This window comes from Tardiphaga robiniae, assembly GCF_013359755.1.
Lineage (GTDB): Bacteria > Pseudomonadota > Alphaproteobacteria > Rhizobiales > Xanthobacteraceae > Tardiphaga > Tardiphaga robiniae.
In genome coordinates, this window is record NZ_JABMCJ010000092.1 from 230,391 (window position 1) to 251,397 (window position 21,007).

Here is a 21,007-nt window from a genome sequence, read left to right on the forward strand (position 1 = left end):
GCCCGGGCCTGTCCCAGGCATCCTTATGGACAGTTATTGTTTGAAGCAATTGTCGCGATGCCAACTTAAGAAATGTGGATGCGGCCGCTGTGACGTTCGTTGAGGCGGAAGCGCATGGCCATTCTTGTTGACTAGAGCGCGGACGCTCTCAAAATCATTCACGTGACGAGAAATGAGGATTTCAAGTTCGTCGGAGAGGCTAATCAATCCACGGTCGAACATCCAATGAGCTGTGCCTGAAAGAGCGATCCCGTTGTTGATGATGTCGGGGCCATTCGCTTCGACAGGTCGAATGTGAGCTGCATCGACCTCGGCGCGACCACCGCCATTGATAAGCTTGAGTCCAGTCACCGCACAGCGCCGATCATAAGCGTCGAGAATGATGCGCCGAAAAGCTCGATTTCGGACAATTCGTGAAGTGAGATAGTTCAACCGATCTCGCGTTTCTTCGAATTTGAAAGGAGCTTGTACTTCGTCGAATTGTGGGATGGATGTGATGTCGCCAATTCTTGGTAGGACTTGATCGCTCTCATCGAGCCCGAGCGTTAAAATGCGTTCAAAGTCCGTTGGACTAATCGGCCGCACGGCAGACTGGGCTCGACCCGAAATTCGGCCTTGCTCGTTCAGGACGCCGCGCTCAATGACGCCCTGGGCGTCGGTGAAGGGAACAGGTGTCGCGAAATCGAGGTAGCTCGATGGTTCGATTAGTGCGAGATACATGCCTGCTGCTGAAGGGTCTGGGATAATCCGCTCAACCTTGGCAATGGCAAAGTAGCCACGTGTCGCTTCGACTTTGCGCGGTTCGTAATAGATGATCCAGTCGCCAACGAAGGTCTGTGCCCGGCTGAGGTACTGACTCGGAAATTGATACTGCTCGGCCGGGCTGTCGTCGTAGATCGAATCTGTGCGGTGAATGAAAACCCCAAATCCCATGCGATCTGTATAGCACGGCTTTTTCTACCGCAAAGGCTCGGGGCGCCTCACAACTCCCGCGCATTGCTGAACGCAAAGCTCGACACCCGCCGTGTGTTCTCATCGAGGATCAGGCTGCGCGTGATCGGCGGCTCCGCGCGCTGGCTGCAATTCTCGCGCTCGCACAGCCGGCAATTGACACCGATCGGCGTCCCCTCGGTTTTTTCTAGATCAAGGCCGGCCGAATAGGCCAGCTTGCCGGCGTGGCGGATCTCGCAGCCGAGGCCGATGGCGAAGCGCGGTTGCGGCTGCGGATGCGGCGCTGCGGGCCGGCGTAGCGTCTGTGCGATGGAGAAATAGCGGCTGCCGTCGGGCAGTTCGATCACCTGGCTCAGCAGGCGGTCCGGCGTGTCGAAGGTCGAATGCACGTTCCACAGCGGGCAGGTGCCGCCGAATTTCGAAAACGGGAAGGTGCCCGACGAGAACCGCTTCGATACGTTGCCGGCATTATCGACGCGCAGCATGAAAAAGGGAACGCCGCGCGCATTCGGCCGCTGCAGCGTAGTGAGGCGATGACAGATCTGCTCGAAGCCGACATTGAAGCGCTGGCCGAGCACTTGCACGTCGTAGCTCAGCGCTTCCGCCGCAGCATGGAACGCCGCATAGGGCATCAGCGTCGCTGCTGCAAAATAGTTGGCCAGTGTAATTCGATAGAGCCGCCGCGTGGTGTCATCGAGCGGACCTGCGCGGCCGATGATGGTCTCGAAATGCGATGAACATTCGACGAGGCCGATCTGGAACGCGACCTGAAAGGCGCGGCCGGGCGCATCGACCATTTCGGAGATCAACAATTGCCGGCGATGCCGGTCGAAACGTCTGAGCGTCTCGCGCATCACGTCCACCGGCATAATGCGAGTGACGATCGAATATTTGTCGCGCAGTCGCGTGCTCAGCGTCGCAAACAGATCCTGCGACGGCACGTTGATCTCGTCGCGCAGGCCTTCGGCGGCCGCTTCGAGTTCGGGGAAGTAGTTGCGGTTGGCTTCGATCAAATCACGCACGCGCTCGATCGGATTGGCTTCGAATGGCGCGCCTTCGTGCCGATCGGCCATCTGCGCCGCCACCATGGTCTCGCCGCGCCGCGCTTCGGTATAAGCCGCATAGAGCCGCTGCAGCGCATGCGTGACACCGGGGCAGAGTTCGGCAAGGTCGCGCAATTCCTGTTTCGGCAAATCGATCTGGCGAAACAGCGGATCGGAAAAGATTTCGTTCAGCTCCGCGAAGAAGCGATCTTCATCCGCCGTCGCGAGATCGCGGAGATCGAGGTCGTAGGTCTCGGCGAGGCGCAGCAGCAACTGCGCGGTGACCGGCCGCTGGTTGCGCTCAATCAGATTGATGTAGCTCGGCGAAATGCCGAGGCCCTCTGCCATCTGGGTCTGGGACAGGCCCTGTTGCTGCCGGATCCGCCTGAAGCGCGGCCCCACGAACAGCTTCTTGCCAGACTCGCCCGCCATCCGCGCCAATTCCTGGTTCCCCGAGTCGCCACTCGGTCGTTGATTGTGACAAAATTGACAAAATGACATTTATTACAAGTCGTGATGTTACATCACATCACCATTCAAACACAAGGCATCTGGTGGTTTTATCGGACATGGCGTTATCTGTTCACACGGTGAATGCATCGCATGTCACGAATGTCGATTTAAGGAATGAATAGGAGCACGACATGTCACACGGTAGCAATTTCTGGGTCATCGGCGGCGAGTTCGGTTCGATGAACTTCCACAAGCTGGTTGAAGGCTCGGCCCAGGTGCAGGGCCCGTTCAAGACGCGCAAGCAGGCTGAAGAAGCCTGGAAGACCGTGTCGGAAGAGAATCGCCACCGCGCCGGCGTCCGCTTCTCCATCGTCGAAGAGCCGAGCCGTCAGGTCGCTTAGGACCGACGGGTCGCCTGAAGCTGAGATCCCGCGCGGCGCCAGTGCCGCCGGATCGCCTCAAGCCTGTCGCTGATTTGCCCATAAGAAGACGTCCAAGGATATCAGCGGCCTCATCCGGGAAACCGGGTGGGGCCGTTGATGCGTTTAACGGCCAAGCCTCTGGAAACAAACAGCCTTTCCGGCACTCGTGGTTACTGATAGGTTACTGCCCGGTGGATGGCGCGCTCAGGCAGCCAGAAAGGGGTCCAGCGTGGCGAGTAACGGGACGAAGCCTGTCGAGGAAGTCAGGCCGCAGCGACTGCGCGACGCGTTGCGTCAGGCCCGCATCGAGGCGGCCGATCGCACCGGTGTCGTCGTCGAGTTGCGCGATGCCGAAGTGGCGCGGCTGGAGATCCTCAATGAAGCGCTCGATCCGCTGTTCGCCGAGATTCCTGTTGGCATCGAGATGTTCGACCGGGGCATTAGCCAGGGCGACACGCCGCGGCTGTGGATCGACATGGTCGCCCATGTCGCCATGGGGCGTGACAAGCGCATGTATCGCTTCGTGCAGGACACCCGCCATGGCCGCGTGGTGCTGGCCGAGGCGCATGACGTTCCGACCATCGTAAAGGCGGTCACCGACTATATCGCGCGCCGCATGATTGAGCGCGAGCACGCGCTGGTGACAATGCCGGCGCCGGAGGTAGCGACGGCGGTGAAGAAGCCGCGCAGCAGATTCTGGCCGTTCGTGTTCGGTGTGGTCGTTGGCGCCGTTGCGCTCTTTCTGGTTGCATTGTTTGTCGCGATACGCACAGGATAGTGCTCAACTATCGTGGGCACATCAGACGTGATGTTTTCGGGCTTTCAGCGACTGATCATTTTCATACTGGATGTTGTCTTCAGATCGCTTGTGATGGCTTTTCCGCTGTTGCCTTTTTTGGTCTACCTTCTTCCAGTGGCACTGCTGATTTCGGCTATTTATTTTTCCGTGCTGCTGTTGGCCTGCGCTCTTCTGTCGCCGCTGAAAATGAACTCCAGAATCAAGTTCATCTGCAGTCTTGCGCTTGGTAGCGTTTCGTTCGCAGCGTGCTACTGCGCGCTAAAATTGTTACATGCCCGTTCAAGCTCTTTAACCTTTTGCTATGGATCTCTCCGTGAGAGATGTAGCTGGGAAAATGGAGAAATCACCGCGTTCGGGATCAAAGCTCTGGCGATCGATGCGATGGTACAAACTGCCGTGGGTTTGTTCTCCTTGTTGGTCGTCGCATCAATCGTCCACCTTGCTGGCTGCGGAAGGAAGATCGCTGGCCAACAATCCGCGTAGTCATTACTCTGTGTGGCGAACTGCTGGCCAGAGGCTTTCGGGGGAACTGTGGTGGGAATAGCCGTGGCGCTATTAGTTGGCGCGGTGATGATCCTTCTATCGCTACGTCACTGGCTTCAATTTCGCCGCGCCGAATTCATCCGTACTTATACCTGGCCGCGCGGCTTGCTGGAGCTGTTGGAAAAACACCATGCAGGCCTGACGCGAAAGGACAGCGCGCTCGTCTCGCATGGCCTGCGGCAGTTTTTCGTTGCTCATCTGATGAGTGGCCGGCGCTTCGTATCGATGCCGTCGCAGGTCGCGGATGATCTCTGGCACGAGTTCATCCTCTATACGCGCGACTATGACAGGTTTTGCCGCCGCGCGTTTGGCAGGTTCCTGCATCACACGCCGGCGGTGATGCTCACCGCGCATCGCAAGGACAATGAAGGCCTGCGCCGTGTGTGGTGGTACTGCTGCAAATACGAGAATATCGATCCGGTCAATCCGACGCGGCTGCCTTTGCTGTTCGCGCTGGATGCGAAGCTGAAGATCCCCGGCGGCTTTGTCTATCATCCGCAATGTGAAGCGCTCCGGCGCGATGGCTCAGGCGGAGCAGCACATTGCGGAGGCGATTTCGCCAATTCGTCCGTCGATGGCAGCACGGCCGGGTTTGGCGACGGGGGAAGCGATAGTGGCGGCGGTGGCGACGCCGGCGGTAGTGATGGCGGCGGGGGCGGCGATGGAGGAGGCGGTTGCGGTGGAGGCGGCGACTGACGACTGCGCGCCGCGCTACACCAGCATCGTCCGCGTCAGCTCGTGCACCATATTGCTGCCCCCGAATCCTCGCACCGTCTGCTCGCAGCGCCAGCGTTCGCCGTCGCGTTCGATGGCGAACAGATTGTAGGCGGCTGCCGGCTTGTGGCCGTGTGCAATCGATGATGCCGATGGCACGCCGATTGCGGGAATGCGCCGCTGTGGGCCGTCGAACCACATGGTCGAATGAATGTGGTCGTGGCCGTGCAGGATCAGTTCGACGCCGTGGCGCTTGAGCACAGCTTGCAGCGCTTCGGAATCCGTCAGTCGCTTCATTTTCTGCTTTGAGCGTAGCGGATGATGAATCAGCAATACGCGAAACAGATGAGCGTCGGCGAGGCCGCCAAGCATAATGTTGAGCGCCCTAAGCTGTGCGTCGCCGAGCGAGCCCGTCGCCATGAACGGCGCGGTTGGCACACTCGACGACACGCCGATCAGAGCCAGCGGGCCGCGGATACGCAGAAATGGAAAGCGCGTATCGGGGGTGCCGTCACTGCGCATATAGTCGCCGAAAGTCTCGGCGAAACGTTCGGGTGCTCCGCGCACATAGGCGTCGTGATTGCCGGGTACCAGCGAGACCTTGTCCGGTGTGCCGACGCTTTCGATCCAGCGGCGCGCGCGCGGGAATTCGGCATCCAGGGCGAGATTCACGAGATCGCCAGTGACGGCAATATGGTCCGGCTGCTGCGCCTGCATGTCGCTGACGATGACATCCAGCATATCGCGGCGGTGGATCAGATGCCGATTACGCCGCCAGTTCAGATAGCCGAGCACGCGCTGCCCCAGGAGCTCGCGCCATTGCGGCTCTGGCATCGGCGGAACATGCGGATCGGACAGATGGGCGAGGGTGAAAGCGGTCATGAGAAGCGATCTGCCCCTGCGCGTATGTGAACAAGCCGGCTCAATGCGCCCTCATGCCTGTGAAATCCCTGCATGTTTTGGCAAGGTGGGGCATATGACGCAAGCACCCACCGTGTCGCCAGCCAGGAATTTGCCGCGATGACCTCACCGACGTTGCGGCAGCGGCTGGAGCCGACCCTGCGCAAATTCGTGCATCTGTATTTCCGCTTCGCCCGCGGCATGACCTTGGGCGTCCGCGCCGTGGTGTTGGACGCTGACAATCGCGTGTTTCTAGTCCGGCACACTTATGTCACCGGCTGGTATCTACCCGGCGGCGGCGTCGAAGTCGGCCAGACCTTTCGCGAGGCGCTAGCCATGGAGCTGCGGGAAGAGGGGCGCATCGAACTCACGGGAGAGCCGGTTCTGCATGGCGTCTTCCTCAACAGTCACGTCTCGATCCGCGATCATGTGGCGGTCTATGTGGTCAGGCAGTTCCAGCAGGACCGGCTGCCGGAGCCCAATCGCGAAATCGCCGAAACCGGCTTCTTCGTCCTCGATGCCCTGCCTCACGACACCACCGAGGGCACCCGGCTGCGGCTGGCCGAGATCTTCGACGGCAAGCCGATCAGTGCCACCTGGCGGGTCTGATCCCGTCCGCCCGGGCAATGGACCGCGCGCCCGCCAAATGCTATCCCGCCTCCCGACATGAATGACCTTTCTCTGACCATCCTGGCGGAAACCGCCAACGACGCCCAGATCATCGAGCGGCTGCATGCCCGCACCTTCGGCCCGGGCCGTTACGTGCTATCAGCCTACCGGCTGCGCGAACATGTCGGTCATCTGCTCGACCTGTCTTTCACGGCGCGGATCGGCACGTTGCTGGTCGGGTCGGTCCGGCAATTGCCGATCTGTGTGGGCGACACGCCGGCACTGCTGCTCGGGCCGCTGACCGTCGAGCCGCCATTCCGCAGCCGCGGCGTCGGCCGCAAGCTGCTGGACCGCGCCATCGCCGATGCGCGCACAAAGGGCCACAAGCTCATCCTGCTGGTTGGGGACGAGCCCTATTATCGCCGGGTCGGCTTCAAGGCGATCCCGAAGGGTAACGTGACCATGCCGGGTCCGGTCGATCAGAACCGGCTACTGGTGCTTGAGCTGGTGGAAGGCGCTGCTGTGGGTCTCGCCGGCGCTGTCCGGCCGGACTGGGACGCGGCGAAGTAAAAGCCAAAGCCACAAGCTGTCATTCCGGGGCAGGTCGAGCCGCGAAGCGGATCGGCCTGAACCCGGAATCTCGAAGTGCCTTGCAGCGAGTTTCACCACGCCGAGATTCCGGGTCTGCGCCAAAGAGGCGCATCCCGGAATGACGAGTGTATGGAAATCAGAACTTCACACTCGCAAACGCCCGCACGTTCAGTCCGGGTTGCAGCACGTTGTCCTTGTTGTAGGACACCGCATTGCGAATGTTCTCGTTCAAGAGATTGTTGCCGACCACGCCGAGGGTCATTTCCTTGGCGCCGTAGATGCGCGGATCGAGCAGCGTCTTGTAGCTCACTTCCGCTTTCAGCAGGTTGTAGCCCGATGTCGGCGTCTCGGCGATCTCAGCGATGTCGTTCTGCGCGAAAGCGTGCAGCAAGTTCACGCGCGCGAACCAGTTGGCATCGCGCCAGAACAGACCGCCGCCGGCACGCACCGGCGGGATACGCGGCACATTGGTGCCGTCGCTGAAGGTCGCGCGCACGATGTCGGCCTGGGTCTCGATGCCCCACGTGCCGCCATAGATCTGCGCAACATCGAGTTGGCTCTGGAATTCGCCGCCGCGGAAGGTCGCATCGCGCTGCGAATAGATCGCCTGGTTCAGTTCGAGGCCAAGTCCCGCTTGGCAGACTCCATCTCCGCAGGTGTTGCCGGTCAGGCGGCGATAGATGAAGCCACTATACTGCGTGTAGTAGCCGGTGAGCTCGAAGCGGAACGGACCGGCGGCACGGCGCAGGCCGAGTTCGACCGACTTCGCCGTCTCGATGCCGAGATTGGGATTGCCAATGTCGAAGGTCTCGGTGGCATCATGTCCGCCGCGCGAGAACAGTTCGGCGGGCTTCGGTGCGCGCTCGGTATATTGCGCGGTGATGCTGGCGGAGAGCCCATACCAGGGCAGATCCTGGATCAGACCGATGCTGCCGCTCTTCGGCGTGAAGGTCAGGTTGCGCCCGACCGCCGGCCCGATCGCGCCCGGATCTGCATTGAGATCGAACTCGTTCGGGATCGACGATGGCGTCGTGCCCGACAGCTCGACATGCTCGATGCGGCCGGCGATCTGCGCCTTCGTGGTCTCGGTGAATTTGAACTCGTTGAAGCTGTAGCCCGCGACCCGGGTGTTCTTGTTCGGATCCCAAAGACCGTTGAGAGGGCTGCCGATGTCGTCAGGGCTCGGTGCCGTCAGTTCCTGATGGTTGACCTGCAGGCCGAAGGCCGAAGTAATCGTGGCGAAGCGCGCATTGAACGGCATCATCTGCACCTCGAGCCGGCCTTCCTGCTCCTTGTTGGTGAAGGTCTGGCGCACGCCGTCGCTGGTCGGATCGGTGGCATCCGCGAGGCCGATCTCGTTGTGCTTGTAGTTCGTCGCGCCGACCCAGAAGCGGATCGCCTCGATTGCCGCAGCATCCGGACGATACTCACCCTTGGCCGTGAACTTGGTCTGCTGGCCGGCGATGCGGGTGCCGACTTCGGCGCCTTCGACGCCGGGAATGCGATAGGTCGTGTTGTTCTGCGTGATCGCAGCACCGATATAACCGCCGGTGAAGAAGTAGGAACCGCCGACCGATGCGCCGGCCGACTGGTTCGACGAATTCGGCTGCTTGCCGTTGAAGGCGAGGCCGGGCTCCGCATAGGGATAGCTCGGCACATTATAGTCGCCCGCTTTGCGGCCATAGACGTCGGCATGGACGGCGACGTTGCCGCCGCCAGCATCGAGCAGGATGCCGCCATCGACACCGCGATCCACCGAACTGAACGAGGTGCGGACTTCCGCATTCATGCAGCCCGGCGCCGCGAGACCGGCAGCCGGCGCCTTCACCGGCATGCCGTAGCTCTGGAACGGCGCCGCCGCGGCGCAGTTCGGCAGCGCGTCGGGAATGCGATTGTTGGACGCGCTGACCACGCCGCCGATCGATTGCGATCCGTAGCGCAGCGTCGCCGGGCCGCGGATCACCTCGACCTGATTGGCGGCAAACGGATCCACCGGCACGAAATGATCTTCGCCGAGGTCCGATGCGCCGTTGCTTCCGATGCCGTTTTCGACAATGCCGACACGATTGACGTCGAGACCCCTGATGATCGGCCGGCTCGACGCGCCCGGCGCGTAGCCGGAGCCGGTGATGCCGGGCTTGTTGGCGAGGAGGTCGCCGAGCGTCGAGGCGCCGGAGCGGCGGATCTCGTCATTCGGCACTACGGTGACGGTGGCGAACTGATCGGTGACGATCGGGAGTTCGCCCTGCTGGGCTTGTACAACAGGCTCCGCTTCAACGGGCACCGGGGCAGCATTGCGGTTCGGCGCGGGGCGCGTGATATGGGTATGCGCGGTGCGTGACGGCACCGGCTTGCGGCGCACGATCGGGCTTGGCGCGGTGACTTCCACGGCGGGAAGCTGCGTCTGCGCCAGCGCGGATGGCGGGAGGCAGCTCAGTCCCACCACGGCAGATGTGCCGAACAGGAGGGCGCGCTTGAATTGAATCGACATAGGTTTGTCCTGACTTCACCGGCGGCGCGGTTTGTGCGCTTGAGCCGGGACTCGCGGTGATGCGAATCTGACTTCGGTTACGCTGCCTGCGAGGAATTCGCGGCAGCGATCGTCAAAGGTCGTGTCAGGAAACAGGAGGGCCGCGCGGCTGCGACGCGCCGCTGATGGCGTCGAGATGGTCGAATTCAGCCTCGGCGATCCGCTGCAGCAGGACGGCAGCCTGCGGCAACAGCAGGACCGGCGGCGCGGCGAACAGCGCTGTACCGGCCATCGCCATGACGGCGCAGATGGCGCAGGGATCGGCGCCGCGGTGATGGTGGTCAGTATCTGGAGCGGCCGGTGTCTGCGCAGCTTCGCCGGCAGAGAGGGCGATGGCGGTGTCGAGAGGGGCCGCGTGCACCGTCCCGCCATGGACATGGCCGAACGACAGAACGAGCTGCACCGCCAGCGCGAACAGCGCCAGCTTTGCCCCATTCCTGATATTCGCGCGAAACCACTTCATGCCGACAGGCTGCCCCGGCATCGGTCGGCGGAGAGGTCTGCCAGCACCGATGTTATAATGTAACATCGCGCGACAGGCGGCCGGGTGTCAACGGCCAGTCATCTCCGGACACAGAAACCCGGCCTGCTGTGGGATTACGGCAACGCTTCGCGTCGATGGATGTTGGCCAATCCACGCTGATGATGAGAGGGACCGAAATTGCGCGTTACACCGTCGCGCGCCTTGCAATGGCTGTCGCATGCGCGCTGGCCAGCACACGCGCCGTCATCTTCTGAAATTGCAGCGCTGCCGGCGACAGGCTGCGGCCGGTCTGCTGAATCCAGGACAGTTGCCGCGTGATCGCCGGGCGCACGAGCTGGAAAGCGATCAGACCTGGGTACTGCTCGGTCGGCATCATATAGGAGGGCAAGATCGCATAGCCGATGCCCTTCGCCGTCATCGAAAGCGCCGTGTTGATGAGCGACACTTCGTGGGTCGGGATGAGCACCTTGCCATCGCGCCCCAGCCGTCGGTCGATCTGTGCTCGGATCAGCGTGTCGCGGCGCATCGCGATGGTCGGTAGTGTCGCGAGTTCATCCCACGATAGCGTTTGCATCGCTGCGATCGGGCAACCCGGCCAGCCGATGGCGCTGAGACGCCCTCTCACCAGAGGCGTCAGCGTCACCTCGGGCACCGGGCCATCCACGCTGCCGATGGCGAATTCGGCGTCCGACGCGAGCAGCGCGCTTACAAGCTGATCGGATGCGACATCGCGCATGATGACATCAACGTCGGGATAAGCGGTGCGGAATGTCGCGAGCACTGCCGGCATGAGCGCGGAGGCTGCACCGGCCGATGCGACGAAGACGACTGTGCCGCTCCGTGCTTCCGACAGGCTGCGCATCTGACGCGTGAGGCTGAGCGCGTCGCCCAACATACGCTCTGCGGCTCGAACTGCGTCGCGTCCGGCTGCGGTCGGTATACACGACCGTGTCGTGCGGTCGAACATTGGCAGGCCCAACTGCAATTCAAGCTGGCGGAGCAGCAGGCTGACCGCCGCTTGGGTGATGTGAAGTTCTTGAGCTGCGCGCGTCATCGAGCCTGTGCGGCTGACCGCGACCAGTGCTTCCAGTTGGCGAAGGGTGATATTCATGAGGTAATCTTATCAATCAATACTGGAAAAGCGACTTCTCTTATCAAGAGTTGCGGGTAGCTTCAACGTAACGCGCGCAGACGCGGTCGAGGGAGCCAGCCATGCAAGACTATGAGACATCCGTCGTTATCGTTGGCGCAGGGCCTGTGGGCCTCACCGCTGCTCTGGACCTCGCATCCAGAGGGATAGACGTGATCGTGCTCGAGACGCGGCACGCCGGCGAGCCGCCCAATGTCAAATGCAACCATGTTTCGGCGCGATCGATGGAGGTTTTTCGCCGGCTTGGCATCGTGACCCAAATCCGCGACGCCGGTCTGCCGCCCGACTTTCCCAACGATTGCTCGTATCGCACCACCGCAACGGGCATCGAACTCAGCCGGATCGTCATTCCGTCGCGCGCCACGCGCTACACCGCAACGGATGGACCTGACACGTGGTGGCCGACGCCTGAACCGCCGCACCGCATCAACCAGATCTATCTGGAGCCTGTTCTGTTTGCGAACGCGGCCGCCAATCCCAGGATCACGATTTTGTCCCGCACCGAGATGGTGCATTTCGATCAGGACATATCGGGCGTCTCGGTCAAGGCCCGTGGGCTCGATGAGGACCGATCCTTCACCATCCGTGCCCGTTTTCTCATTGGATGTGACGGCGGCCGCTCATTGACACGCAAGCTGATCGGCGCGTCATTTGTAGGAACGCCTGTGATCCAGCGGGTTCAATCGACCCTCATCGATGCGCCGGATCTGAAGACCCTGATGCAGCCCCACACACCAGCCTGGATGGTGCTGGCGCTCAACCCGCGCCGGACCGGCACTGTCGTTGCCATCGACGGGCATGACCGGTGGCTGATCCACAATCACCTCAAGCCGGACGAGCCGGAATTCGACTCGGTCGATCGCGACTGGTCCATCCGTACAATTCTGGGCGTCGGGCCTGATTTCAATTACGAGGTCGTCAGCAAGGAAGACTGGGTCGGGCGCCGTCTTGTCGCCGATCGCTTCCGCGACCGCCGCGCCTTCATCTGCGGGGATGCTGCGCATCTGTGGATGCCTTACGCCGGCTATGGAATGAACGCCGGCATCGCGGATGCGGTTTCGCTCTGCTGGATGCTTGCAGCGCATCTCAACGGCTGGGCGGATGCCGGTCTGCTCGATGCCTATGCGGCCGAACGTCAGCCGATCACCGATCAGGTGTCGCGGTTTGCGATGGAGCATGCGCTGGCCAGCATCAGCCAGCGCGGTGCCGTGCCTACGGTGATCGAGGAAGACAGCGAAGCGGGTGCGGCGGCACGTGCCGCGATCGGCCGCGCCGCCTATGATCTCAACGTGAAGCAATACTGCTGCGCGGGGCTCAATTTCGGCTACTTCTACGATCAGTCACCGGTCATCGCCTATGATGGCGAGGCACCTCCGGCCTATACGATGGGCGATTTTGAACCCTCGACGGTGCCGGGCGCCAGGATGCCGCATGTCTGGCTGAGCGATGGCCGTTCGATCTTTGACGCGATGGGGCCCGGCTATACGCTGTTGCGCTACGATCCGACTTGCGACGTGACTGCGCTGAGAGAGTCCGCGCGCCGCAACGGAGTTCCTCTGACGCTGATTGATCTGTCGATCGCGGATGTCGATGCAGGGCAACCCGCTGAAGCATTGCTGCTGGTGCGGCCAGATCAGCATATTGCCTGGCGTGGTCGCCTCCCTCCGCCGGACCCCGACGCGTTGATTGATCTCATCACGGGCAGAACCGCGTCTACGCATCGGAGCGCAGCCCCGCACCAAAACTCAGCCTCGCATACTGTTTCGGGAGCAATCGCATGACTGTATTCGCTCCGACCCGCAGGATGTTGCTTGCAGGCGCCGCCAGTTCGATCGTGGTCGGTACGACGACGCCCGTGTGGGCCGCCTATCCTGACCAACTCATCAAGATTGTCGTCACCTTTCCGCCAGGCGGCAGCGCCGACATCTTCATTCGTGCGCTTGAGCCGGTGATCGCTGCAGACCTGAAGCAGGGCTTCATCATCGAAAATCGCGGGGGCGCGGGCGGCAATATCGGCATGCAGGCGGTGGCGCAGGCGAAGCCTGACGGCTACACCTTAGGCGTGGCGCCGGCAGGCGCACTGACCATCAACCCTCATATCAGCCCGGCGACGTCTTTCGATCCGATCAAGGATCTGGCACCGATTACGCTGCTTGCCGATATCCCGTTTGTGCTGGTTGCGTCGCCTGACGCCCCATTTGCTACGCTCAAAGAAGCGCTTGCGGCTGCTGCTGCAAAGCCCGGACAACTATCGGTGGGCTATGGCGGCAACGGCACCGTGATGCACATGACGGCTGCGCTGTTTCTCCAAACAACGAATGTCAAACTGACGCTCGTTCCCTATCGGGGCACAGGGCCTGCGGTGACCGATGTCCTTGCCGGGCATATCCCGCTTGCGGTGTTGGACATCCCCAGTTCGCTGGAATTGATCCGTGCCGGGCGACTGAAACCACTTGGCGTCACCAGTGCCAAGCGCGTGCCGTTCCTTCCCGAAGTGCCCACACTCGATGAGCAAGGTGTTGCCGGGTTTGAATCGACGGGCTGGTTCGGCCTCGTGGCTCCCGCCGCGACACCTGGTGACATCGTGACCCGCTTGAATGCCGCCTTCGTCAAGGCTCTGGGAGACCCGGACGTGATCGAGAAGCTGCGGACGATCGGTGCACAGCCGGCACCAATGACGCCGGAAGCCTTCGCGGCCTATATCCGCTCGGAAAGCGCCAAATGGGGGCGTCTCACGCGGGAGATGAACCTCGCGGCGCAATGACCCGCGCCGCCATTGGTTCGTGCTATCGGCTCTCCCGGAGCCACGTCGCAGCGAATGCGCCGAGCAGCAGCAGCAGCCCGATCAGGCCGGCAAACATCGGCAGCACGCCGACGCCGCGGACCACGCTGGCATCGCGCATATGCACGCCCATCCAGCCGTCGCCACGGAAGACGGTCGAGGAGCGCACCGGCACGATGCGCGGCAGCTCGACGCCCGAGCCTTCATTGATCCGTCGGGCGTCGCCACCACTGGCCTGCGCCAGCGGCTTCAGCATCTCGGTGGTCGAGGTGACCTCGGAGAATTCCTTCGGGTTGATCGGGCCGACATTGATCAGCGCCTTCAGCGTGCCGTCGGTGGCCTGCCACAGGCCGAGTTCATCGGCCGGCGTGGTCGCGCGCCACAGGCCGGGCTCGCCGGCTGACAGCGTCAGTTCGCGGGTCTTGCCTGATGGTGAGGTCACAGTCACGGGCTGCACGGCGTCGCCCATGGTCTGGCGCAGCACAACGAGATCCTTGCCCTGACTCTGCAGCTTGAGTGCTTCCTCGTCGAGATCCGGCTGCTTCATCAGCCAGTGCGACGTGCGACGGAGCAGATCGAGATGCGGGCCGCCGCCTTCATAGCCGCGCGCCCACAGCCAGATGTGATCCGACAGCAGCAGCGCGACGCGGCCTTCGCCGGACCGCGACAGCAGCAGCAGCGGCTGGCCGTCGGCGCCAGTCATCACAGGCGGCGTGGTGGTGTTGCGGGTCTCGACGGTGCGGAAGAAGCGGCTCCATTTCGGTGGCTCGGAATTGGAGCCTTCGAGCCCGCGCGTCACCGGGTGACGCTTACCGATATCGCTGAGATGCGCATAGAACGGCTTCTCGCTGACACCGACGGGTTCGGCAGGGAGCACCGAATCCAGCGGTGTGCGCCAGATCGAGGTGTTCGACGCATAGTCGGGACCAGCCGACACCAGCACGGCGCCGCCGGCGCGGACATAGCGCGCGATATTGTCGAAATAGGCGATCGGCAGCACGCCCTGGCGGGCATAGCGATCGAAGATGATCAGCTGGAATTCGTGAATCTTTTGCTGGAACAGTTCGCGGGTCGGAAACGCAATCAACGACAGCTCATTGATCGGCGTGCCGTCCTGCTTCTCCGGCGGGCGCAGAATCGTGAAATGCACGAGATCGATCGAGGCATCGGACTTCAGCAGGTTGCGCCATGTGCGCTCGCCGGAATGCGGCTCGCCGGAGACCAGCAGCACGCGGAGTTTGTCGCGCACGCCATCGATGGCGACCACGGCGCGGTTGTTGACCAGCGTGAGTTCGTTGTCGAGTGGCGAGGCTTCGATCTCGACGATGTTCGGACCGGCATGTTTGATGTCAATATCGACCGACACGGTCTGGCCCGACAGCACCGTGCGCTCGCTCAGCGTATCGCCGTCGCGGCGGATGGCGACACGGGCGCGCTCGCCGGTGACACCCTGATCGTCCAGGCGAAACGTAACGCGTTGCGACTGGCCGACGATGCCAAATCTGGGAGCAGCCGTGATGGCGATGCGGCGATCACGTTCGTCCTTGCGGCCGGTGATCAGCGCATGCACCGGCGCATTGAAGCCGAGACCCGCGACATTGGCCGGGATGTCATGGACACGGCCGTCGGTGATCAGGAAGGCGCCCGCGACACGGTCTGTCGGCACGTCGGAGAGAGCGGAGGACAGTGCGCCGAACAATTTGGTGCCGTCGGTTTCGCCATCAGCCTGTCCGGCTTCGACGACACGGACCTCGAGGCCCTTGACCTGCTTCAGCCGGTCGACCAGCTGCTTCTGCGCTTCCTCGGTTTCCTTGGTGCGCGCGCCGAAATTCTGGCTCGGGCTCTTGTCGATGACGACGGCGGCGACCGATGTGAGCGGCTCGCGCTCCTCGCGTGTGAAGGAGGGATTGGCGAGTGCCAACAGGATCAGCGCCAATGCGGCCACACGCACGGCGGCACCGCGTGCACGGCCGAGCAGTAGCAATGCTGATATCGCGACGATGGCGGCGAGGCCGATCCACAGCACGATGGTCGGGACGAGGGGCGTAAACGCGATGCCGTATTGCATGTCGCGCTCCTATTGTCCGAGACGTTCGATGAGCGCCGGCGCGTGCACCTGATCGGCCTTGTAGTTGCCGGTCAGCGTGTACATCACGATGTTGACGCCGGCGCGGAACGCGAATTCGCGTTGCCGCGGTTCGCCGGGCGTCAGCGGCAGCATCGGCTGGCCGTCCGGCCGCATTGCCCAGGCGCCGGCGAGATCGTTCGAGGTGATGATGATCGGCGATACGCCGTCGCCGCCGCGAGCCGGACGCGAGGCAGCGTCATCGCCATCGTCGCGCGGCAGGGTCTCGACCCAGGTCGGTCCGGAATTGAAGCGGCCGGGGAAGTCGCGCAGAAGATAGAAGGTCTTGGTCAGCACATGTTCGCGCGGCACCGGCTCGAGCTCGGGCACATCGAGCGAGGACAGGATATTGCGCAGCGTCAGCATGCCCGGCGTCTGCGACTCGCCATTAGGTCCGGGCGGCGCCTCGACGGCGTCGCGGGTGTCGAACAGCACCGTGCCGCCTTGCTTCATGTAAGCATCAATGCGGTTGATGGCTTCCTGCGGCGGCTTGGCCGCGCCGGGAATGATCGGCCAGTAGATCAGCGGGAAGAATGACAGTTCGTCGCGAGAAGGATCGACACCGACCGGTTCGCCGGCTTCCAATGCTGTGCGCTGCGCGAGAAACAGCGTCAGTCCGGTCATACCCGACTTCACGATCGAGTCGACATCGGCATTCCCCGTGACGACATAGGCCAGACGCGTCTGAGACACCGCCTTGACTGCGAAATCGTCGCTGGCCGGATCGGCGCGTGACGGCGTCGGCGCGCCGATCACACTCGTCAGCGCGAGAGCAACTGCGAGTGCGGTAGATACAGCGCGGCGACGGAACATCGCGGCAATGGCACCGCCGAGCAGCGCGACGATGATCGCGTCCACCAAAAACAGCGCCAGCGCCGTGGAGAGCAGGATGCCGCGAAGGTCGCGAGGTTCGGCATTGGTGTAGCTGGCGCGGTTGGCCTTCAGGCCTGAGAAATCGATAGGCTCAATGCGATCGGCCGATGCCAGCGCATTCACCGCGAGCGGGCCATCGGCAGGGCCATAGAAGCCCGGCGGGTGATCGAGCGTGGCGCGGTCGCGATAGTCAGCGGCGAGCGGCTTGGCCGTCGATGGCGGCGGGGTGAAGGCACCGAAACCATCAAGGGTGCGCAGCGGCGCAACCGTTTCCGCGCCGGTCTCGCCGGCGACACCTGCGCCGGGCGTGGACGTATAGCCGGAGATATCGACGACCCTGCGCAGCATTTCGACGAAGGTGCCAGACAATGGCAGATCGGACCAGCGCATATCGGCGCTGACATGGAACAGGGTGACGAGACCTTTGCCGCGGCGTTCGCCGGTGACCAGCGGCGTGCCATCGACCAGCGACGCCCAGCTCTTTGAGGCCAGCGCAGCGTTCGGCTCGGCGAGCACCTGGCGGTTCACGGTGATGTCTTTCGGGACAGGCAGACCGGCGAAGGGACCATCGGCGGCGAAGGACGCCAGATGTTGCGGCTTCTCCCAGGTCAGGCTGCCGCCGAGGCTGCGGTCGCCGCGGCGCAGTTTAACCGGGACGAGATCGTCATCGCCTTGCGCGAGGCGTGGGCCGGCAAAGCGCACCAGCACACCGCCTGCATCGATCCAGGCATTCAGACGCTCGCGGATTTCCGGCGACAGCGTGCCGACATCGGCCAGCACGATCATCGGAAGTTTCTGGTCCAAAAATTGCGTGATCGCCTGTTGCGGCGCCCCGCGATCGCCGAGGCGGACGTCAGCGAATGGCGCCAGCGCGCGCGTTAGATAGAAGGTCGAGGCTAGCAGCGGCTGCGCGGTATCGTTGGTGGCGCCCGAAACGATGCCGATGGCGCGACGGCGCCAGCGCTTGTCGAGCAGTTGCACGGCGCCGGCGGAGCGTTCGCCGGTGATTTCAAGCCGCGCGATGTCGTTGCGCAGTTCCACGGGCAGATCGAACGAGGCTTCGGTCTCGCGGTCGTTCGGTGTGAACAGGAACTTGGCTTCGCCAACCGGCGATCCCTTCTGGTCGAGGCCGCGCACCACGCCGCCGTCCGGGCCGCCGCTATTGGCGCGCAGCACCTTCACGGTCATCTTCGCCGCGGCATTTTCCGCTGCGACCAGCGCATGGGCCGGCGTGGCGCCGCCGTCATAGATGGTCAGTGTGCGGTCGCCGATGGTCTTCGCAAGGCCTTGCGTGAAATCCGCGCCACGGCCGGTGTCGACGCCGTCGGAGAGCCAGACGATTTCGCTGTCGCCGGTGGCCTTCAGGAAGCGCTCCAGCGCCGGCAGCGTATCGACGCGGTCGATGGCATAGGGCTTCGGCGAGAGCTGGCGCAGCGCGACGCGTGCGGTGCCGCCGGGTAGCATTGTGATGTCGCGGTTCGGTTCCGACAGCGGAACAAGGGCCACGCCGCGGCGATTGCTGTCGGCATTGGCAATCAGCTCATCCGCCGCCTTGACGCGAGCGTCCCAGCTCGCCGCGGCGCTCCAGCCATCGTCCAGCAAAATCGTCAGCGGGGCGTTGCTGCCGGCAGCTCCGGTCTGCGGATTCCAGACCGGGCCGGCGGCAGCAAAGATGATCAGTGCCGCAGCCAGCAGGCGCAGCAGTGTCAGCCACCACGGCGAGCGCGACGGGGTCTCTTCCTTCGGCGTGATATCGAACAGCAGACGTGTCGGCGGAAACGCGATGCGCTGCGGGCGCGGTGGCATCACGCGCAGCAACCACCATAGCACCGGAAGGCTGATCAGGCCGAGCAGCAGCAGCGGTTGGGCGAAGGCGAGCGGAAAGCCACCGATCATGCTGAACGTCCTGCCTTGACCATGCTGCCGCCGCCGGCAGATTTGTTGACCATCATGCCGCCATGCAGGAACAGCAGCAGCTCAGCCGCCGAGCGGCTGGTGGTGTGTGTCGAGAACAGCCAGCCGAGTTTGGCGGTTTCAGCGCGGATTTCCTCGCGATGCGCGGCGACGCGGGCGACGTAGTCTTCGGCCCAGGTCTGTGCACGGCCGGCGGTGATGACATTGCCGCTTTCCGGCTCGACGAATTCGACGCGGCCGGAATAAGGGAAACTCTCCTCGGCGGGATCGACGACCTGCACCAGTGCGCCATGCGCGCCGGATGACGACAGACCGGCCAGCATCTCCTTGATCTCCGGCATCGGCGACCAGAAGTCGCCGAGCACCACGATCTCGGCCAGTGCTGAGGGCACAAACGAAGGTGGCAGGCTGGCGCGGTTCGTCGTGTCGTGCAGCATCGCCTGCGCCATCTTGTCGATGACGCTGCGGCTGGACGTCGGATTCATCAGGCCGGGCACGCCGACGCGTTCACCGCCGGCCACCAGCAATTCAGCCAGTGCGAAGGTGACGATCAGCGCGCGTTCGAGCTTGCTGTCGCGCGCGCCCTTGGAGGCAAAGGCCATCGACAGCGACCGGTCCGGCCACAGCCAGACTGTGTGCGCGGCTTCCCATTCCTGCTCGCGGACATACAAATGATCGTCGCGCGCCGAACGGCGCCAGTCGACATTCTGCGACGGTTCGCCGGAGACGAAGCGACGATATTGCCAGAAACTTTCGCCATGGCCGGCGCGGCGCCGGCCATGCAGGCCATGGATGACGGTCGCAGCAATGCGCCGGGCCTCCAGCACCAGACGTGGCAATGACGCAGCAAGCGAACGGCTTTCACCATCGGCGCGGCGGACTGCGATGATCTCCTGCGTGGCGTGATCCGGCGCTGCGGCCATTAACCGATCCGCGTCTTGAGCTGACGGATGACGTCGGGGACTGTGCGACCTTCGGCACGCGCCGAGAAGGTCAGCGCCATACGATGCTTCAGGATCGGTTCGGCGAGATAGAGCACGTCGTCGATCGACGGCGCGAGACGGCCATCGAGCAATGCACGGGCACGCACTGCCAGCATCAGCGACTGTGACGCGCGAGGACCTGGGCCCCAGGCGATCAGCTTGCTGGCATCGCCTGCGTCCGGTCCCGGACGTGCCGAGCGCACCAATGTAAGAATCGCTTCGACCACGCTGTCGCCGACCGGCAGACGGCGGATTAGGCGCTGCGCGGTAATCAGCGTTTCAGCGGTCACGGCAGCCTTGGCGATGGTTTCTTCGGCGCCGGTGGTTTCGAACAGGATGCGGCGTTCAGCATCGCGATCCGGATAATCGACGTCGATCTCCATCAGGAAGCGATCGAGCTGCGCTTCCGGCAGCGGATAGGTGCCTTCCTGCTCCAGCGGATTCTGCGTGGCCAGCACATGGAACGGCTTCGGCAGATCGTGCCGGGCGCCGGCGACGGTGATGTGCTGTTCCTGCATCGCCTGCAGCAATGCGGATTGCGTGCGCGGCGAGGCGCGGTTGATTTCGTCGGCCATCAGAAGCTGTGCGAAGACAGGTCCCGAGATGAAGCGGAACGAGCGCTTGCCGGCGACGCTCTCGTCCAGCACTTCGGCGCCGAGAATGTCTGAAGGCATCAGGTCGGGGGTGAACTGGATGCGCTTGGCATCGAGGCCGAGCGTGACGCCCAGCGTTTCCACCAGCTTGGTTTTGGCGAGGCCCGGAACACCGATCAGCAGCGCATGGCCGCCGGACAGAATGGTCACCAGCGTGTTTTCGACGACGCGTTCCTGGCCGAAGATGACAGTGGAGATAGCTTCCTTGGCGGCGCGCATCTGGCCAGCCACCTGTTCCGCGGAGCGGACAATCACGTCTTCGAGTTTCTCGACACTGTCAGCGCCAGCCATCCATTGCTCCTTCGGGTGAACGGCGCCTGAAACACGCCGCCGCATTTGTCGTCACGCCATCTTAGTATTCCATGGACCTGATGCTAAACTTAAGCGAAGGCCATGTATTTGTTGAATTAAACTATCCCCACAATATCGGGATGCGGCTATGAACTGCATCACGTTGTGGCGAGTTTGAATGTGACACCGCACGTTTC

General features: G+C 62.9%; 18 protein-coding genes. 8 read left to right on the plus strand and 10 right to left on the minus strand.

Annotated elements, in window-relative coordinates; translation table 11 throughout:
• Window positions 1-33 precede the first annotated feature (33 nt).
• Both HP556_RS23040 and HP556_RS23045 read right to left on the minus strand, forming a co-directional pair.
• Window positions 34-933, minus strand: coding sequence for an HNH endonuclease (locus HP556_RS23040; protein WP_175368669.1), 900 nt, complete (start codon window positions 931-933; stop codon window positions 34-36).
• A 47-nt stretch (window positions 934-980) separates the two neighbouring features.
• Window positions 981-2,426, minus strand: coding sequence for a helix-turn-helix domain-containing protein (locus HP556_RS23045; protein ID WP_175368670.1), 1,446 nt, complete (start codon window positions 2,424-2,426; stop codon window positions 981-983).
• A gap of 212 nt (window positions 2,427-2,638) precedes the next feature.
• On the opposite strand from HP556_RS23045, the gene HP556_RS23050 reads away from it, so the two are divergent.
• The 4 genes from HP556_RS23050 to HP556_RS23065 all read left to right on the plus strand — a co-directional run bounded on the left by HP556_RS23050 (window position 2,639) and on the right by HP556_RS23065 (window position 4,907).
• Entirely contained in the window at window positions 2,639-2,848 is a 210-nt protein-coding gene (locus tag HP556_RS23050) for a DUF4170 domain-containing protein (RefSeq protein WP_068733054.1), read from the plus strand.
• 250 nt (window positions 2,849-3,098) lie between these two features.
• On the plus strand, window positions 3,099-3,647 hold the full coding sequence (locus HP556_RS23055) for a hypothetical protein (protein ID WP_175368671.1): 549 nt from the start codon (window positions 3,099-3,101) through the stop codon (window positions 3,645-3,647).
• Window positions 3,648-3,659: 12 nt separating this feature from the next.
• Window positions 3,660-4,151, plus strand: coding sequence for a hypothetical protein (locus tag HP556_RS23060; protein ID WP_175368672.1), 492 nt, complete (start codon window positions 3,660-3,662; stop codon window positions 4,149-4,151).
• Window positions 4,152-4,214: 63 nt separating this feature from the next.
• The gene (locus HP556_RS23065; protein ID WP_210269290.1) at window positions 4,215-4,907 is read left to right on the plus strand and encodes a glycine-rich domain-containing protein; all 693 of its coding nucleotides are present in this window, start codon (window positions 4,215-4,217) and stop codon (window positions 4,905-4,907) included.
• A gap of 15 nt (window positions 4,908-4,922) precedes the next feature.
• Here HP556_RS23065 and HP556_RS23070 read toward each other — a convergent pair whose 3' ends face one another.
• Window positions 4,923-5,807, minus strand: a complete 885-nt coding sequence (locus tag HP556_RS23070; RefSeq protein ID WP_175368673.1) for a metallophosphoesterase family protein — start codon at window positions 5,805-5,807, stop codon at window positions 4,923-4,925.
• A gap of 138 nt (window positions 5,808-5,945) precedes the next feature.
• Here HP556_RS23070 and HP556_RS23075 point away from each other — a divergent pair, with 138 nt between their 5' ends.
• Both HP556_RS23075 and HP556_RS23080 read left to right on the plus strand, forming a co-directional pair.
• Window positions 5,946-6,434, plus strand: a complete 489-nt coding sequence (locus tag HP556_RS23075) for an NUDIX domain-containing protein (RefSeq protein WP_175368674.1) — start codon at window positions 5,946-5,948, stop codon at window positions 6,432-6,434.
• Between the two features lie 57 nt (window positions 6,435-6,491).
• A complete protein-coding gene (locus HP556_RS23080; RefSeq protein ID WP_175368675.1) occupies window positions 6,492-7,004 on the plus strand; it encodes a GNAT family N-acetyltransferase in 513 nt (170 codons plus the stop codon).
• A 157-nt stretch (window positions 7,005-7,161) separates the two neighbouring features.
• Here HP556_RS23080 and HP556_RS23085 read toward each other — a convergent pair whose 3' ends face one another.
• From HP556_RS23085 to HP556_RS23095, 3 genes are all read right to left on the minus strand, one after another.
• On the minus strand, window positions 7,162-9,516 hold the full coding sequence (locus tag HP556_RS23085) for a TonB-dependent receptor (protein WP_175368676.1): 2,355 nt from the start codon (window positions 9,514-9,516) through the stop codon (window positions 7,162-7,164).
• A 124-nt stretch (window positions 9,517-9,640) separates the two neighbouring features.
• The gene (locus HP556_RS23090) at window positions 9,641-10,018 is read right to left on the minus strand and encodes a DUF2946 family protein (RefSeq protein WP_175368677.1); all 378 of its coding nucleotides are present in this window, start codon (window positions 10,016-10,018) and stop codon (window positions 9,641-9,643) included.
• 205 nt (window positions 10,019-10,223) lie between these two features.
• Window positions 10,224-11,150 carry a LysR family transcriptional regulator gene (locus tag HP556_RS23095; RefSeq protein ID WP_175368678.1) on the minus strand — a complete coding sequence of 309 codons (927 nt, stop codon included), beginning with the start codon at window positions 11,148-11,150 and terminating at the stop codon, window positions 10,224-10,226.
• A 101-nt stretch (window positions 11,151-11,251) separates the two neighbouring features.
• On the opposite strand from HP556_RS23095, the gene HP556_RS23100 reads away from it, so the two are divergent.
• Together HP556_RS23100 and HP556_RS23105 are read left to right on the plus strand one after the other, a co-directional pair.
• Window positions 11,252-12,970 carry an FAD-dependent oxidoreductase gene (locus HP556_RS23100; protein WP_175368679.1) on the plus strand — a complete coding sequence of 573 codons (1,719 nt, stop codon included), beginning with the start codon at window positions 11,252-11,254 and terminating at the stop codon, window positions 12,968-12,970.
• The gene (locus HP556_RS23105; RefSeq protein ID WP_246297868.1) at window positions 12,967-13,953 is read left to right on the plus strand and encodes a Bug family tripartite tricarboxylate transporter substrate binding protein; all 987 of its coding nucleotides are present in this window, start codon (window positions 12,967-12,969) and stop codon (window positions 13,951-13,953) included. The genes HP556_RS23100 and HP556_RS23105 overlap by 4 nt, the downstream gene beginning before the upstream one ends.
• Window positions 13,954-13,975: 22 nt before the next feature.
• Here HP556_RS23105 and HP556_RS23110 read toward each other — a convergent pair whose 3' ends face one another.
• The 4 genes from HP556_RS23110 to HP556_RS23125 are packed head-to-tail and all read right to left on the minus strand — an operon-like array spanning window position 13,976 to window position 20,810.
• Window positions 13,976-16,039 carry a hypothetical protein gene (locus HP556_RS23110; protein ID WP_175368680.1) on the minus strand — a complete coding sequence of 688 codons (2,064 nt, stop codon included), beginning with the start codon at window positions 16,037-16,039 and terminating at the stop codon, window positions 13,976-13,978.
• A gap of 9 nt (window positions 16,040-16,048) precedes the next feature.
• On the minus strand, window positions 16,049-18,862 hold the full coding sequence (locus HP556_RS23115; RefSeq protein WP_175368850.1) for a DUF4159 domain-containing protein: 2,814 nt from the start codon (window positions 18,860-18,862) through the stop codon (window positions 16,049-16,051).
• On the minus strand, window positions 18,862-19,806 hold the full coding sequence (locus tag HP556_RS23120; RefSeq protein WP_175368681.1) for a DUF58 domain-containing protein: 945 nt from the start codon (window positions 19,804-19,806) through the stop codon (window positions 18,862-18,864). The genes HP556_RS23115 and HP556_RS23120 overlap by 1 nt, the downstream gene beginning before the upstream one ends.
• A complete protein-coding gene (locus tag HP556_RS23125) occupies window positions 19,806-20,810 on the minus strand; it encodes an AAA family ATPase (protein ID WP_089262552.1) in 1,005 nt (334 codons plus the stop codon). Before HP556_RS23125 ends, HP556_RS23120 begins: the two co-directional genes overlap by 1 nt.
• Between the last annotated feature and the right edge of the window lie 197 nt (window positions 20,811-21,007).

Bases quoted from the DNA above. Each gene is read 5' to 3' on its own strand.
- HP556_RS23040 (WP_175368669.1), bottom strand. From the start codon at position 933: ATGGGATTTGGGGTTTTCATTCACCGCACAGATTCGATCTACGACGAC.
- HP556_RS23045 (WP_175368670.1), bottom strand. From the start codon at position 2,426: ATGGCGGGCGAGTCTGGCAAGAAGCTGTTCGTGGGGCCGCGCTTCAGG.
- HP556_RS23050 (WP_068733054.1), top strand. From the start codon at position 2,639: ATGTCACACGGTAGCAATTTCTGGGTCATCGGCGGCGAGTTCGGTTCG.
- HP556_RS23070 (WP_175368673.1), bottom strand. From the start codon at position 5,807: ATGACCGCTTTCACCCTCGCCCATCTGTCCGATCCGCATGTTCCGCCG.
- HP556_RS23075 (WP_175368674.1), top strand. From the start codon at position 5,946: ATGACCTCACCGACGTTGCGGCAGCGGCTGGAGCCGACCCTGCGCAAA.
- HP556_RS23080 (WP_175368675.1), top strand. From the start codon at position 6,492: ATGAATGACCTTTCTCTGACCATCCTGGCGGAAACCGCCAACGACGCC.
- HP556_RS23085 (WP_175368676.1), bottom strand. From the start codon at position 9,516: ATGTCGATTCAATTCAAGCGCGCCCTCCTGTTCGGCACATCTGCCGTG.
- HP556_RS23090 (WP_175368677.1), bottom strand. From the start codon at position 10,018: ATGAAGTGGTTTCGCGCGAATATCAGGAATGGGGCAAAGCTGGCGCTG.
- HP556_RS23095 (WP_175368678.1), bottom strand. From the start codon at position 11,150: ATGAATATCACCCTTCGCCAACTGGAAGCACTGGTCGCGGTCAGCCGC.
- HP556_RS23100 (WP_175368679.1), top strand. From the start codon at position 11,252: ATGCAAGACTATGAGACATCCGTCGTTATCGTTGGCGCAGGGCCTGTG.
- HP556_RS23105 (WP_246297868.1), top strand. From the start codon at position 12,967: ATGACTGTATTCGCTCCGACCCGCAGGATGTTGCTTGCAGGCGCCGCC.
- HP556_RS23110 (WP_175368680.1), bottom strand. From the start codon at position 16,039: ATGCAATACGGCATCGCGTTTACGCCCCTCGTCCCGACCATCGTGCTG.
- HP556_RS23120 (WP_175368681.1), bottom strand. From the start codon at position 19,806: ATGGCCGCAGCGCCGGATCACGCCACGCAGGAGATCATCGCAGTCCGC.
- HP556_RS23125 (WP_089262552.1), bottom strand. From the start codon at position 20,810: ATGGCTGGCGCTGACAGTGTCGAGAAACTCGAAGACGTGATTGTCCGC.